General features: G+C 68.9%; 1 protein-coding gene (cut by a window edge). It reads left to right on the plus strand.

Annotated elements, in window-relative coordinates; all coding sequences use genetic code 11:
- On the plus strand, nt 1-16,508 hold the 3' portion of the coding sequence (locus MYMAC_RS17980) for a non-ribosomal peptide synthase/polyketide synthase (RefSeq protein ID WP_095958962.1). The gene continues 19,309 nt to the left of window position 1, outside the view; the window shows 16,508 of its 35,817 coding nt (coding positions 19,310-35,817); its start codon lies off the left edge, out of view; its stop codon occupies nt 16,506-16,508.
- The last annotated feature ends 260 nt before the right edge of the window (nt 16,509-16,768 follow it).

Raw genomic sequence — 16,768 nt, forward strand, 5'->3', positions numbered from 1 at the left:
CCAGCTTCCGCGAACTCGTGCGGCGCCACGAACCATTGCGCACGACGTTCCGTGACAACGGGGGGGAGCCTGTCCAGGTCATCGCGTCCGAGCCGCAGCCGTATTTTCAGCAGATCGACTTCAGTTCGTGGGCAGCCGACCGGACCACGACGGCGCAGCAATGGATCGCAGAAGAGGTACAGCGCCCATTCAACCTGGAGAAGGGGCCGTTGCTGAGAGCGACGGTGGTGAAGGAGGGGGAGGAGGAGCACGTGCTGGTGCTGGTGATGCACCACATCGTGTCGGACGGGTGGTCGATGGGCGTGCTGGTGAGGGAGTTGGTGGAGTTGTACGAGGCATCCGCGGCAGGGAGAGAGCCGCGCCTGCCGGAGCTGCCGGTGCAGTACGCGGACTATGCGGTGTGGCAGAGGGAGTGGCTGGCGGGGGAGGTGCTGGAGGAGCAGCTCGGGTACTGGAGGAGGCAGTTGGAGGGGGCGCCTGGTGCGTTGGAGTTGCCAACGGACAAGGCGAGGCCCGCGGTGCAGACGTACCGAGGAGGGACGACGGGGCTGGAGTGGCCGAGGGCGCTGTGGGAGGGGGTGAAGGGGCTGGCGCAGGAGGAGAATGCGACGCCCTTCATGGTGCTGCTGGCGGCATTCCAGGCGGTGCTGTCGAGGTACGCGAGGCAGGAGGACGTGTGTGTGGGCTCGCCCATCGCGAACCGGACGAGGGCGGAGACGGAGGGGCTGATTGGCTTCTTCGTGAATACGCTGGTGCTGCGCACGAAGGTGAAGGGGGAGGAGAGCTTCCGTGGGCTGCTGGGGCAGGTGAGGGAGGTGACGCTGGGTGCGTACGCGCACCAGGACGTGCCATTCGAGAGGCTAGTGGAGGAGCTGCAGCCGGAGAGGGACTTGAGCCGCAGCCCGCTGTTCCAGGTGATGCTGGTGCTGCAGAACGCGCCAGGAGGAGCGGTGAGTCTGCCGGGGCTGAAGCTGGAGGCGGCGGAGGCCACCGGGAAGACGTCGAAGTTCGACCTGACGCTGGGGCTGGGCGAGTCGAGTGAGGGCGGGCTGGCAGGGACGTTGGAGTTCAACAGCGACCTGTTCGAGGCCGGGACGATGGACCGGCTGCTCGGGCACCTGAAGGTGCTGTTGGAGGCGGCTGTCGTCAGTCCGGAGACTCGGTTGGGCGAGCTTCCGTTGATGGGCGCCGAGGAACGGAATCGGCTGGTGAAGGCGTGGAGCGGGACGGCCTCCGAGTACCCGCGCGACTCGGGTTTGTCGGAGCTGTTTGAAGCCCAGGTGCAGCGGACGCCGGAAGCCGTGGCGGTGGAGTACGAGGGGCAGCGGCTGACGTACAGGGAGCTGAACCGGCGTGCGAACCAGCTCGCGCATCACCTGAAGGGCATGGGTGTGGGGCCCGAAGTGAGGGTGGGGCTGTGCATGGAGCGCTCGCTGGAGTTGGTGGTGAGCGTGCTGGGCATCCTGAAGGCGGGAGGCGTGTACGTGCCGCTGGATGCGAGCTACCCGCTGGAGCGGCTGGCTTGGATGAAGGCGGAGGCGGGCGTCGCGGTGTTGGTGGCGCAGGAGAAGCTTGCGGACGAGGTGGCGTCTGGCGGTGAGCTGGTGGTGTGCGTGGACACGGAGTGGGCCGCGCAGATTGCCCACCAGCCGGAGACGACGCCGAGCACGCGAGTCTGCGGAGACAACCTGGCGTATGTGATGTTCACGTCGGGGAGCACGGGGAAGCCGAAGGGCGTGGGGGTGCCGCACCGAGCGGTGTCGCGGCTGGTGCTGGGGACGGACTACGCGCGCTTCGGGCCTGACGAGGTGTGGCTGCAGCTTGCGCCGATTTCCTTCGATGCTTCGACGTTGGAGGTGTGGGGCGCGCTGCTGCACGGGGCGAAGCTGGTGGTGTACCCGGCGGGCACGCCGTCGTTGGAGGAGTTGGGCCGCAAGCTGGAGACGTCGGGAGTGACGTCACTGTGGCTGACGGCGGCGCTGTTCGAGCAGATGCAGGCGCGGCAGCCGCAAGCCCTGGCGAAGGTGAGGCAGGTGCTGGCGGGTGGAGACGCGCTGCCGGTGGCGCGGGTGAGGGAGCGACTTTCCGCGGGCGGAATCCTCATCAACGGGTACGGCCCGACGGAGAACACGACGTTCTCCAGCACGTACCGGATGGAGAGTCCGGAGGAGGTGGGCGCATCGGTGTCCATCGGCCGGCCTGTGTCCAATACGACGGCATACGTGCTGGACGGCGGGATGCGGCCGGTGCCGGTGGGCGTCCCGGGCGAGCTGTACGTGGGCGGAGACGGGCTGGCGGTGGGCTACGTGGGCCGCCCTGAGCTGACGGCGGAGCGCTTCGTGCCGAGCCCATACGGAGACGGCGAGCGCCTCTACCGCACGGGAGACATGGTGCGGTGGCTGGGGAACGGGACGCTGGAGTTCCTGGGCCGAGGCGACACGCAGGTGAAGGTGCGTGGGTACCGAATCGAGCTGGGGGAGGTGGAAGCGGCGCTGGCCCAGCACGCGGGCGTCAACGAGGCCGTGGTGGTGTCGCGGCAGGACGGGAGCGAAGGCAAGCGGCTGGTGGCGTATGTGACGGTACATGACGGCACCGCGCTTGAGCCCAGCGCGCTACGCGCCCATATGAAGCAGCGGCTGCCGGAGTACATGGTGCCGTCGGCATACGTGGTGCTGGAGACGCTGCCGCTGACGCCGAATGGGAAGGTGGACCGCAGGGCACTACCGACTCCGGATGCGCAGCCGCGCCTGCCCGGGGCAGGGTACGAGGCTCCGCGTACGCCAACCGAAGTGCTGCTGGCTGGCGTCTTCTCGGAGGTGCTGGGCGTTGCGCGGATCGGCTTGAAGGACAACTTCTTCGAGTTGGGTGGACACTCGCTGCTGGCGACCCAGGTCGTTTCTCGGGTCAGGACTGTCTTCGGGATCGAGCTGCCGCTCCGAGAGCTGTTCGAAGCCCCCACGATGTCGGAGTTCGCTGAACGCGTCGAACGGGCTGTGCGCTCCGGGATGTCGGTCGCGGCTCCTCCGTTGAAGCCACGGTTGGAGCACGGCTCGAGCTTGCCGACCTCGTTCGCGCAGCAGCGACTGTGGCTCCTGGACCAGATGAACCCAGGGGGCACCTCCTACAATGTGCCGGCGGTGCTTCGGGTAGAAGGCCCGTTGGATGCGATGGTGCTCCAGCGAAGCTTCCAAGAACTCGTGCGGCGACATGAGTCCCTGCGGACGACGTTCAGCAGTTGCGATGGAATGCCGGTGCAGGTCATCTCCGCGGATCCGGTACTGGCCTTCCAACACAAGACGCTGGCTTCACTGCCGGAAGACGAGCGCGCGGCGGAAGTCTCCCGTCTGGCCGACGAGGATGCTCATCAGCCATTCGATCTGGCGCGCGGTCCACTGCTGCGCGTGACCCTGTTGAAGTTGTCCGAGCAGGAGCACGTGCTGGTGCTGGTGATGCACCACATCGTGTCGGACGGGTGGTCGATGGGCATCCTCGTGCGCGAAGTGACCTCGTTGTACGAGGCGTTCGCACAAGGGCGTTCGTCACCCCTGCCGGACCTGCCGGTGCAGTACGCGGACTATGCCGTGTGGCAGCGCGAGTGGCTCCGGGGTGAGGTGCTGGAGAGGCAGCTCGCGTACTGGAAGCAACAGCTGGAAGGCGCGGCGCAAGCGCTCGAGCTCCCGACGGACAGGGCTCGGCCCACCCTTCAGACCTTCCGTGGAGGTCATCTCGAACAGCGATGGCCAAAGCCGTTGTGGGACGGCGTGAAGTCCCTGGCTCAGCGAGAAGGCGCGACGCCGTTCATGGTGTTGCTGGCGGCGTATCAGGTGGTGCTGTCGAGGTACGCGAGGCAGGAGGACGTGAGCGTGGGCTCGCCCATCGCAGGGCGGACGCATGGGGAGACGGAGGGGCTGATCGGCTTCTTCGTGAACACGCTGGTGCTGCGGGCCAGGCTGTCGCCCGGACTGACGTTCCGTGAATTGTTGGGACAAGTCCGGGAGGTGACGCTGGGAGCGTACGCGCACCAGGATGTGCCGTTCGAGAAGCTGGTGGAGGAGCTGCACCCAGAGAGGGACTTGGGTCGAAGCCCGCTGTTCCAGGTGACGCTGACGCTGCAGAACACGCCAGTGACGGACGTGACGTTGGGTGAGGGGCTGCGCGTCTCTGGCGTGGAGTCGGAGGGCAGGACGTCGAAGTACGACGTGTCGCTGGTGATGGAGGAAGTGCAGGACGGCGTGGTCGCCATGGCGAATTACAACAGCGACCTGTTCGAGGCCGGGACGATGGACCGGATGCTCGGGCACCTGAAGGTGCTGTTGGAGGGCGCCATCGCCGAGCCTGAGGCGCGGCTGGGTGAGCTGCCGTTGATGGGCGCCGAGGAGCGGACGCGCGTGGTGGAGGCGTGGAGTGGGACGGCCTCCGAGTACCCGCGCGACGTAGGGTTGGCGGAGCTGTTTGAAGCCCAGGTGCAGCGGACGCCGGAGTCGGTGGCGGTGGAGTACGAGGGACAGCGGCTGACGTACAGGGAGCTGAACCGGCGTGCGAACCAGCTCGCGCATCACCTGAAGGGCATGGGTGTGGGGCCCGAAGTGAGGGTGGGGCTGTGCGTGGAGCGCTCGCTGGAGTTGGTGGTGAGCGTGCTGGGCATCCTGAAGGCGGGAGGCGTGTACGTGCCGCTGGATGCGAGCTACCCGCTGGAGCGGCTGGCTTGGATGAAGGCGGAGGCAGGCGTCGCGGTGTTGGTGGCGCAGGAGAAGCTTGCGGACGAGGTGGCGTCTGGCGGTGAGTTGGTGGTGTGCGTGGATACGGAGTGGGCCACGCACGTCGCCCGTCAGCCTGAGAGCAACCCTGCTTCAACGGTGAGTGGAGACAACCTGGCGTACGTGATGTTCACGTCAGGAAGCACGGGGAAGCCGAAGGGCGTGGGGGTGCCGCACCGAGCGGTGTCGCGATTGGTGCTGGGGACGGACTACGCGCGCTTCGGGCCTGACGAGGTGTGGCTGCAACTGGCGCCGATTTCCTTCGACGCCTCGACGCTGGAGGTGTGGGGCGCGCTGCTGCACGGGGCGAAGCTGGTGGTGTACCCGGCGGGCACGCCTTCGCTGGAGGAGTTGGGCCGGAAGCTGGAGACGTCGGGAGTGACGTCACTGTGGCTGACGGCGGCGCTGTTCGAGCAGATGCAGGCGCGGCAGCCGCAGGCCCTGGCGAAGGTGCGTCAGTTGCTCGCGGGTGGAGACGCGCTGCCGGTGGCGCGGGTGAAGGAGCGGCTGGAAGCGGGAGGAGTCCTCATCAACGGGTACGGCCCGACGGAGAACACGACGTTCTCCAGCACGTACCGGATGGAGAGTCCGGAGGAGGTGGGCGCATCGGTGTCCATCGGCCGGCCTGTGTCCAATACGACGGCATACGTGCTGGACGGCGGGATGCGGCCGGTGCCGGTGGGCGTCCCGGGCGAGCTGTACGTGGGCGGAGACGGCCTGGCAGTGGGCTACGTGGGCCGCCCTGAGCTGACGGCGGAGCGCTTCGTGCCGAGCCCGTTCGGAGACGGCGAGCGCCTCTACCGGACGGGGGACGTGGCGCGGTGGCTGGGGAACGGGACGCTGGAGTTCCTGGGCCGAGGCGACACGCAGGTGAAGGTGCGCGGGTACCGCATTGAGCTGGGGGAGGTGGAAGCGGCGCTGGCCCAGCACGCGGGCGTCAACGAGGCCGTGGTGGTGGCGCGGGAAGACGCCAGTGAAGGCAAGCGGCTGGTGGCGTATGTGACGCCGCGAGAGGGCTCGGAACTGGAGCCCAGCGCGCTACGCGCCCATATGAAGCAACGGCTGCCGGAGTACATGGTGCCGTCGGCATACGTGGTGTTCCAGTCACTGCCGCTGACGCCGAACGGGAAGGTGGACCGCAAGGCCCTGCCCGCACCGGAGGCAGCGGGCTCGAAGGCCGAGCACTTCCAGGCGCCACGGACGGCCACGGAGCAGAAGCTGGCGGCCATCTTCAGCGAAGTGCTGAACGTCGAGCGCGTGGGGCTGGAGGGAGACTTCTTCGAGCTGGGCGGACACTCGCTACTGGCCACGCAGTTGGTGTCCCGAGTGCGCGAGGCGTTCCAGATGGAGCTGCCCCTGCGGGACGTCTTCGAGTCCCCCACGGTGGAGAAGCTGGCCGCGCGGTTGGAGGAGGCGCAGTCGGAGGTCTCGGCGCACCAGGCGCCTGCATTGAGACGAGTCCCCCGAGAGGGCGCCCTCCCGCTGTCGTTCGCCCAGCAGCGGCTGTGGTTCCTCGATCAGTTGGAGCCAGGCAGCGCCTTCTACAACGTGCCCGTGGCGGTGAAGCTGAGCGGGACCCTCGACCTTGGGGCATTGCGGCGCAGCTTCGATGAACTGGTGCGCCGACACGAATCGCTGCGCACGACGTTCGAGGAGCAGGGCGGTACGCCCGTGCAACTCGTCTCGGAGGACGCGACGGCGCGGCTCGAAGTCGTGGAGCTTGGTTCGGACAGCGGACTCGAACGGGCGTCGGCGGTAGAGCGGTTCGTTGCAGAGGAAGCGCTGCGCCCGTTCAACCTGGAGAAGGGGCCGTTGCTGAGAGCGACGGTGGTGAAGGAGGGGGAGGAGGAGCACGTGCTGGTGCTGGTGATGCACCACATCGTGTCGGACGGGTGGTCGATGGGCGTGTTGGTGAGGGAGCTGGTGGAGTTGTACGAGGCATCCGCGGCAGGGAGAGAGCCGCGCCTGCCGGAGCTGCCGGTGCAGTACGCGGACTATGCGGTGTGGCAGAGGGAGTGGCTGGCGGGGGAGGTGCTGGAGGAGCAGCTCGGGTACTGGAGGAGGCAGTTGGAGGGGGCGCCTGGTGCGTTGGAGTTGCCAACGGACAAGGCGAGGCCCGCGGTGCAGACGTACCGAGGGGGGACGACGGGGCTGGAGTGGCCGAGGGCGATGTGGGAGGGGGTGAAGGGGCTGGCGCAGGAGGAGAATGCGACGCCCTTCATGGTGCTGCTGGCGGCCTTCCAGGCGGTGCTGTCGAGGTACGCGAGGCAGGAGGACGTGTGTGTGGGCTCGCCCATCGCGAACCGGACGAGGGCGGAGACGGAGGGGCTGATTGGCTTCTTCGTGAATACGCTGGTGCTGCGCACGAAGGTGAAGGGGGAGGAGAGCTTCCGTGAGCTGCTGGGGCAGGTGAGGGAGGTGACGTTGGGTGCGTACGCGCACCAGGACGTGCCATTCGAGAGGCTGGTGGAGGAGCTGCAGCCGGAGAGGGACTTGAGCCGCAGCCCGCTGTTCCAGGTGATGCTGGTGCTGCAGAACGCGCCAGGAGGAGCGGTGAGTCTGCCGGGGCTGAAGCTGGAGGCGGCGGAGGCCACCGGGAAGACGTCGAAGTTCGACCTGACACTCGGGGTGAGTGAATCGGATGGGGGCCTCTCTGGCGGTCTGGAGTTCAACAGCGACCTGTTTGAGCCCGAGACGATGGCGCGGCTGCTCACGCATTTGCGGAGCCTGCTGGAAGCGGCTGTCGCACGGCCTGCATCACGGTTGAGCGACTTGCCGTTGATGAGCCGTGAAGAAGAGCAGCGGCTGGTGAAGGCGTGGAGCGGGACGGCCCCGGAGTACCCACGGAGCGCCAGCCTCTCTGCGCTATTCGAGCAGCAGGCGGAGCGGACACCGGAGTCCGTAGCGGTGGAGTACGAGGGACAGCGGCTGACGTACCGCGAGCTGAACCGGCGAGCCAATCAGCTAGCGCACCACCTGAGGGACATGGGGGTGGGCCCCGAGGTGAGGGTGGGGCTGTGCGTGGAGCGCTCGCTGGAGTTGGTGGTGAGCGTGCTGGGCATCCTGAAGGCGGGAGGCGTGTACGTGCCGCTGGACGCCAGCTATCCGCTGGAACGGCTGGCATGGATGCTTCGGGAGTCGGAGGTGGCGCTGCTGGTCGGCCAGCAGCGCTTGCTCCATGCTCTGACCCTGCCCGACACCTTGCCTACGGTCTACGTCGACGCAGCGTGGAGCACACAGCTTGCCCACCAGCCGGAGACGACACCGAGCACGCGAGTCTGCGGAGACAACCTGGCGTATGTGATGTTCACGTCGGGGAGCACGGGGAAGCCGAAGGGCGTGGGGGTGCCGCACCGAGCGGTGTCGCGATTGGTGCTGGGGACGGACTACGCGCGCTTCGGGCCTGACGAGGTGTGGCTGCAGCTTGCGCCGATTTCCTTCGATGCTTCGACGTTGGAGGTGTGGGGCGCGCTGCTGCACGGGTCGAAGCTGGTGGTGTACCCGGCGGGCACGCCGTCGCTGGAGGAGTTGGGCCGGAAGCTGGAGACGTCGGGAGTGACGTCGCTGTGGCTGACGGCGGCGCTGTTCGAGCAGATGCAGGCGCGGCAGCCGCAAGCCCTGGCGAAGGTGAGGCAGGTGCTCGCGGGTGGAGACGCGCTGCCGGTGGCGCGGGTGAAGGAGCGGCTGGAAGCGGGCGGAGTCCTCATCAACGGGTACGGCCCGACGGAGAACACGACGTTCTCCAGCACGTACCGGATGGAGAGCCCGGAAGAGGTAGGCGCGTTGGTGGCCATCGGCCGGCCTGTGTCCAATACGACGGCATACGTGCTGGACGGCGCAATGCGGCCGGTGCCGGTGGGTGTCCCGGGCGAGCTGTACGTGGGCGGAGACGGCCTGGCCGTGGGCTACGTGGGCCGCCCTGAGTTGACGGCGGAGCGCTTCGTGCCGAGCCCATACGGAGACGGCGAGCGCCTCTACCGCACGGGAGACATGGTGCGGTGGCTGGGGAACGGGACGCTGGAGTTCCTGGGCCGAGGCGACACGCAGGTGAAGGTGCGCGGGTACCGAATCGAGCTGGGAGAGGTGGAAGCGGCGCTGGCCCAGCACGCGGGCGTCAACGAGGCCGTGGTGGTGGCGCGGGAGGACGGAAGCGAAGGCAAGCGGCTGGTGGCGTATGTGACGCCGCGGGAGGGCTCGGAGCTGGAGGCCGGTGCACTTCGCAGCCACATGAAGCAGCGGCTGCCGGAGTACATGGTGCCGTCGGCGTATGTGGTGCTGGAGACGCTGCCACTGACGCGAAACGGCAAGGTGGACCGCAAGGCCCTGCCCGCACCGGAGGCCGCGGGCCCGAAGGCCGAGCACTTCCAGGCGCCACGCACGGCCACGGAGCAGAAGCTGGCGGCCATCTTCAGCGAAGTGCTGAACGTCGACCGGATCAGCGTGAGTGACGACTTCTTCGAGCTGGGCGGGCACTCGCTACTGGCCACGCAGTTGGTGTCCCGCGTTCGAGAGGCCTTCCAGGTGGAATTGCCGCTTCGAACGGTCTTTGAATGCCGAACTGTCGCAGCACTGGCCGAACGGCTGGTTCATGACTCGGGCAGGGGCGCTACAAGGAGGGGGCCGCCGTTGGTTCGTACCGCGCGCGGCGGACCGATCCCGCTGTCGTTCGCTCAGCAGCGGCTGTGGTTCCTCCACCAGCTCGAACCGAACAGCGCTTCCTACAACGTGCCCGTGGCGGTGAAGCTCTCTGGCACATTGGATTTGGCGGCGCTTCAAAGAAGCTTCGGCGCATTGGTTCAGAGGCACGAGGCACTGCGCACCACGTTCCGTTCCGAGGGAGGGATGCCCATTCAGGTCATCGCTCCGAACGGTATCGGAGCGCTGGAGTTCGTTGACGTTAGCGCCCTATCCGGCGCTGAGGCCGCCCAGGAGGTCGAACGTCGAACGGAAGCTGAAGCCTTGCGCCCATTCAACCTGGAGAAGGGGCCGTTGCTGAGAGCGACGGTGGTGAAGGAGGGGGAGGAGGAGCACGTGCTGGTGCTGGTGATGCACCACATCGTGTCGGACGGGTGGTCGATGGGCGTGTTGGTGAGGGAGCTGGTGGAGTTGTACGAGGCATCCGCGGCAGGGAGAGAGCCGCGCCTGCCGGAGCTGCCGGTGCAGTACGCGGACTATGCGGTGTGGCAGAGGGAGTGGCTGGCGGGGGAGGTGCTGGAGGAGCAGCTCGGGTACTGGAGGAGGCAGTTGGAGGGGGCGCCTGGTGCGTTGGAGTTGCCAACGGACAAGGCGAGGCCCGCGGTGCAGACGTACCGAGGGGGGACGACGGGGCTGGAGTGGCCGAGGGCGATGTGGGAGGGGGTGAAGGGGCTGGCGCAGGAGGAGAATGCGACGCCCTTCATGGTGCTGCTGGCGGCCTTCCAGGCGGTGCTGTCGAGGTACGCGAGGCAGGAGGACGTGTGTGTGGGCTCGCCCATCGCGAACCGGACGAGGGCGGAGACGGAGGGGCTGATTGGCTTCTTCGTGAATACGCTGGTGCTGCGCACGAAGGTGAAGGGGGAGGAGAGCTTCCGTGAGCTGCTGGGGCAGGTGAGGGAGGTGACGTTGGGTGCGTACGCGCACCAGGACGTGCCATTCGAGAGGCTGGTGGAGGAGCTGCAGCCGGAGAGGGACTTGAGCCGCAGCCCGCTGTTCCAGGTGATGCTGGTGCTGCAGAACGCGCCAGGAGGAGCGGTGAGTCTGCCGGGGCTGAAGCTGGAGGCGGCGGAGGCCACCGGGAAGACGTCGAAGTTCGACCTGACGCTGGGGCTGGGCGAGTCGAGCGAGGGCGGGCTGGCAGGGACGTTGGAGTTCAACAGCGACCTGTTCCACGCCGAATCGATGCAGCGCTTGTTGTGGCACCTGCGTGTGTTGCTTGAGGCCGCAGTACGCCGGCCTGAGACGCGGCTTCGTGACTTGCCGCTGATGGACCGTGAAGCAGAGCTGCGCCTGGTGGAGGAATGGAGTGGGGCCGTCGCGCCGTACCCACGCGATGCCAGCGTAGCGAGGCTCTTCGAGGAGCAAGCACACCGAACGCCGGATGCGATAGCGGTGGAGTACGAGGGGCAGCGGCTGACGTATCGGGAGCTGAACCGGCGAGCGAACCAGTTGGCGCACCACTTGAGGGGCATGGGTGTGGGCCCTGAGGTACGGGTGGGGCTGTGCGTGGAGCGCTCGCTGGAGTTGGTGGTGAGCGTGCTGGGCATCCTGAAGGCGGGAGGCGTGTACGTACCGCTGGATGCCAGCTACCCGCTGGAGCGCCTGGCTTGGATGAAGGCGGAGGCGGGTGTCGCGGTGTTGGTGGCGCAGGAGAAGCTTGCGGACGAGGTGGCGTCTGGCGGTGAGCTGGTGGTGTGCGTGGACACGGAGTGGGCCACGCAGATTGCCCACCAGCCGGAGACGACACCGAGCACGCGAGTCTGCGGAGACAACCTGGCGTATGTGATGTTCACGTCGGGGAGCACGGGGAAGCCGAAGGGCGTGGGGGTGCCGCACCGAGCGGTGTCGCGGCTGGTGCTGGGGGCGGACTACGCGCGCTTCGGGCCCGAGGAGGTGTGGCTGCAGCTTGCGCCGATTTCCTTCGACGCCTCGACGCTGGAGGTGTGGGGCGCGCTGCTGCACGGGGCGAAGCTGGTGGTGTACCCGGCGGGCACGCCGTCGTTGGAGGAGTTGGGCCGGAAGTTGGAGGCGTCGGGAGTGACGTCGCTGTGGCTGACGGCGGCGCTGTTCGAGCAGATGCAGGCGCGGCAGGCGCAAGCCCTGGCGAAGGTGCGGCAGGTGCTGGCGGGTGGAGACGCGCTGCCGGTGGCGCGGGCGAAGGAGCGGCTGGAAGCGGGAGGAGTCCTCATCAACGGGTACGGCCCGACGGAGAACACGACGTTCTCCAGCACGTACCGGATGGAGAGGCAGGAAGAGGTAGGCGCGTCAGTGTCCATCGGCCGGCCTGTGTCCAATACGACGGCATACGTGCTGGACGACGCGATGCGGCCGGTGCCGGTGGGCGTCCCGGGCGAGCTGTACGTGGGCGGAGACGGGCTGGCGGTGGGCTACGTGGGCCGCCCTGAGCTGACGGCGGAGCGCTTCGTTCCGAGCCCGTTCGGAGACGGCGAGCGCCTCTACCGCACGGGAGACATGGTGCGGTGGCTGGGGAACGGGACGCTGGAGTTCCTGGGCCGAGGCGACACGCAGGTGAAGGTGCGTGGGTACCGAATCGAGCTGGGAGAGGTGGAGGCGGCGCTGGCCCAGCACGCGGGCGTCAACGAGGCCGTGGTGGTGGCGCGGGAAGACGCCAGTGAAGGCAAGCGGCTGGTGGCTTACGTGACGGTACATGACGGCACCGCGCTTGAGCCCAGCGCGCTGCGCGCCCATATGAAGCAGCGGCTGCCGGAGTACATGGTGCCGTCGGCATACGTGGTGCTCCAAACGCTGCCGCTGACGCCGAACGGCAAGGTGGACCGTAAGGCGCTCCCGGCGCCGGCCACGGAGGGCACCGCGATTGAGACGTACGTGGCGCCACGGACGGCCACGGAGCAGAAGCTGGCCGCCATCTTCAGCGAAGTGCTGAACGTCGAGCGCGTGGGGCTGGAGGCCGACTTCTTCGAGCTGGGCGGACACTCGCTGCTGGCCACGCAGTTGGTGTCGCGAGTGCGGGATGCATTGGGGTTCGCGTTGCCCTTGCGGGACATCTTCGAGTCCCCCACGGTGGAGAAGCTGGCGCAGCGGCTGGACCATGCTTCGTCAACGAATGCTCCGGCGCTGGCACCGCCGCTGGTCCCGGCTTCGCGCGACAACGCGATTCCGCTCTCATTCGCCCAGCAGCGACTGTGGTTCCTCGCGCAGTTGGAACCCAGCAGCACCGTCTACAACGTCCCCGCGTCCGTGCGGTTGGCGGGCGCCTTGAATGTTGCCGCCCTGGAGCGGAGCTTCGAGGCGCTGGTCGGTCGGCATGAGTCGCTGCGCACCACGTTCCGGACAGAGGGGGGCGCTCCGGTGCAGGTCATCCATCCGCAGGGCCTCGCCCGGCTCGAGGTGATGGACCTGCGCGCCATGCCCGGCCAGGACAGGGAGGCCGAGGCGATGCGGATCGCTCAAGAGGCGGCGCAGCGTCCGTTCAATCTGGAGCACGGTCCCCTGCTGCGGAGCGCGTTGCTCTCGCTGTCGGACGAGGACCACGTCCTGGTGCTGGTGATGCACCACATCGTCTCGGACGGCTGGTCCATGGGGCTCCTGGTTCGCGAGCTGACCGCGCTCTACAGCGCCTTCTCCCAGGGCCAACCGTCACCGCTGCCGGCGTTGCCGCTCCAGTACGCGGACTACGCGGTCTGGCAGCGCGGATGGCTCCAGGGCGACGTCCTGGAGGCGCAGCTCGGATACTGGAAGCAGCAACTGGAAGGGGCGCCTCGCTTGCTGGAGCTGCCCACGGACCGGCCCCGTCCGGCCGTGCAGTCCCTGGATGGCGCCTACGCGCCCTTCGCGCTGGGCCGCGAGCTGTCCGACGCGGTGCACGCGCTCGCGCGCCGTGAGGGGGCGACGCCGTTCATGGTGCTGCTGGCGGCCTTCCAGGCGGTGCTGGCGCGCTACTCGGGGCAGGATGACATCTCCGTGGGCTCGCCCATCGCCGGTCGGACACGCGCCGAGACCGAGGCGCTGATCGGCTTCTTCGTGAACACCCTGGTGCTCCGGACGCGGCTTGATGGCCAGCCATCCTTCCGTGAGCTGCTCGCTCGGGTCCGGGACGTGACGCTCGGGGCCTACACGCACCAGGATGTACCTTTCGAAAAGCTCGTGGAGGCGCTGCGTCCGGAGCGCAGCCTGAGCCACGCGCCGCTGTTCCAGGTCATGCTCACCCTGGACAGCACCCCCGACGCCGAGGGGCCCGCGCAGGCCGGCATGGCACTGACGCCCGTGTCCGTGGCGCACCGGGTCTCCCGGTTCGACCTCACGCTGGGCTTCGTGGAGGGGAAGGACGGCTTCTCCGGTGGGCTGGAGTACAGCACGGCCCTGTTCGACGCCGGGACGGCGGAGCGGCTGTTGGGGCACCTGCGCACGCTGCTCGAGGCCGCGGTCGCCGCGCCGGACCGCGCCGTGTTCGCGTTGCCGGTCCTGAGCCCGGCCGAAACGCACCGGATGCTGGTGGCGTGGAATGACACCGGCGCCGATGTCACCCCGGACGTCTGCATCCACACGCTGGTTGAACGCCAGGCCGCGGCCACGCCCGAGGCGGTGGCGGTGATGGCTGGCGAGGTGACGCTGACCTACCGCGAGCTCGAGCAGCGCGCGGACCGGCTGGCGCGAACGCTGCGCCAACTGGGCGTCGGGCCGGAGGTCCGCGTGGGGCTGTGCGCGGAGCGCGACGCGGACCTGTTGGTCGCGGTGCTCGGCATCCTCAAGTCGGGAGGCGCCTACGTCCCATTGGATCCGGCGTACCCGCGCCAGCGCCTGGCCTTCATGCTGGAGGACGCCCGGCCCAAGGTCCTGGTCGGCCAGCGCGCGCTGCTCGATGGACTGCCCCCCTCGGGCGCGGTTCGTCTGGCGCTCGACGAGGCGCAGGCGGACGTCGCTGACTCCCGAGCACCCCTCGTTTCCGCGCCTGACCACCTGGCCTACGTGTTGTTCACCTCCGGGAGCACCGGCCGGCCCAAGGGCGTGGCGCTGGCGCACCGGGGGGCCGTGGCGCTCCTGCGCTGGACGACACGGGCCTTCGCGGCGGATGAGCTGGCTGGGGTGCTCGCCTCCACGTCACTCAACTTCGACCTGTCCGTCTTCGAGCTGTTCGCGCCGCTCATCCGGGGCGGCGCGGTGGTCCTGGCCCGCAACGCGCTGGAGCTGCCGACCCTCCCGGCGGCCCAGCGGGTGACGCTGGTCAACACGGTCCCCTCCGCCATGGCGGAGCTGGTGCGCGCCCGCGCCCTGCCGGACTCCGTGCGGACGGTCAACCTGGCAGGAGAGCCGCTGTCCCAGTCACTGGTGGAGGCCATCCATCAGTCCGCGCCGGGCGTGCGGCGGGTGCTCAACCTCTATGGCCCCACCGAGGACACGACGTACTCGACGTATGCCGTGGCCGCGCCCGGCGCCGCGCGCGAGCCCACCGTGGGGCGGCCCGTTGAGGGGACCCGGGCCTATGTGCTGGATGCGCTCGGCCAGCCCGTGCCCCAGGGCGTCGCGGGCGAGCTGCACCTGGGCGGCGCGGGACTCGCCCGTGGCTACGCCGACCGGCCCGAGTTGACGGCGGAGCGCTTCGTGCCAGACGCGTTCAGCCAGCGGCCCGGGGCCCGCCTGTACCGCACGGGTGACCGCGTGCGGTGGTTGCCCGACGGCGAGCTGCAGTACCTGGGGCGCATCGACCAGCAGGTGAAGGTGCGCGGCTTCCGCATCGAGCTAGGGGAGATCGAGGCGGCCCTGCGGCGGCACCCCGGCGTGCGCGACGCCGTGGTGCTGGTGCGGGAGGACGGGGCCGAAGAGGGCCGCAGGCTGGTGGCGTACATCGTGCCTCCGGCGGACGCGGTGCCGGATGCGGCGGAGCTGCGCCGCTTCGTGAAGGAGGCGCTGCCTGACTTCATGGTGCCGGCCGGGGTGATGGTGCTCCGCGCGCTGCCGCTGACGCCCAACGGCAAGGTGGACCGCAAGGCGCTGCCGGCGCCTGACGCGCTGGGCGCGGAGGCCTCGCGGACCTACGTGGCGCCGCGGGACGCCATCGAGCTCCTGCTCGCGGGCATCTGGGAGGAGCTGCTGGGCACGGGCCCCATCGGCGTCCACGCCGACTTCTTCGAGCTGGGAGGGCACTCGCTCCTGGCCATGCGGATGGTGTCACGCATTCGCGAGCGCCTGGGCCGCGGCCTGCCGGTGGTGTCGCTGTTCCAGGCGGGCACGCTGGAGGCGCTGGCGGCGCGGCTCCGGGAGGCGCCGGGGCACCTGTCTCCGCTGGTTCCCATCCAACAAGGAGGCGCCCAGCCGCCTGTCTTCTGCGTCCACCCCGTCAGCGGCAACGTGCTGCCATACCTGGAGCTGGCGCGGCGGCTCGGGCCGGACCAACCGTTCTACGCGTTCCAGTCGCCGGGCCTCGAAGGGGAACAGGCGCCGCTGGAGACGGTGGAGGCCATGGCCGCCACCTACCTGGAGGCCCTGCGCGGCGTCCAGGCGTCCGGACCCTACCGGCTGGCGGGGTGGTCCCTGGGCGGCGTGGTGGCCTTCGAGATGGCGCGCCAGTTGGAGGCGCGGGGCGAGCGGGTGGCGCAGCTCACGCTCATCGACGCCTACGCGTTCGACCAGCGGCCGGCGGAGCCGGTGAGCGGGGCGTGGATTGCCGCGCGGTTCGTGGAGTTCACCGCGCAGCTCCTGGGCCTGCCCTCGCCCACGCTGCCGCAGGATGCGCAGCCGCTGGACGAGGCCGCGCTCCTGGAGCGCCTGCTGGACCTGGGGCGGCGCACCGGCGCGCTCCCCCAGGGCGTGGGGGCGGCGCAGGTCCACGCGCTGTACCGCGTGTACGAGCGCAACCTCCGCGCGCTCTGGCGCTACGCGCCCGGGCGCTACGGCGGCCACGTGACGCTGATCCGCGCGAGCGAGACGCAGGTCCCCACCGGGACGGATGGTGGCTGGGCGGCGCTGGCGGACGGCGGCGTGACGGTGCGCGAGCTCCCTGGCGACCACCACGCCATCCTCCGGCCCCCGGCGGTCGATCAGCTCGTGGAGACGATGACGTTGAAGCCGTCTCCTTGAGCGCGGCGGGTGACGAGGCCGTGCGGCTCGTCACCCGCGCCGCGCGGCCGTCGTCGAAAGAGGCCGTGGCGCATGGCGCCGTCCGGGCGGGCGTTTGTAACGTGACGCTTCACACGGACCCGCGGCCCGCCCGGGAGCCAACACAGGTCCTCGCGAGCGTCTCCCAGCGCGGTTTCGCCGTGTGTCAGCGCCCTGTTCCAGTTCTCAAGAAAAAGTTGAAATAATTGAAAAACAAGACGCACTCCTGGTAGTCCCAGTCC

Origin of the sequence: Corallococcus macrosporus DSM 14697 (genome assembly GCF_002305895.1) — a bacterium.
Lineage (GTDB): Bacteria > Myxococcota > Myxococcia > Myxococcales > Myxococcaceae > Myxococcus > Myxococcus macrosporus.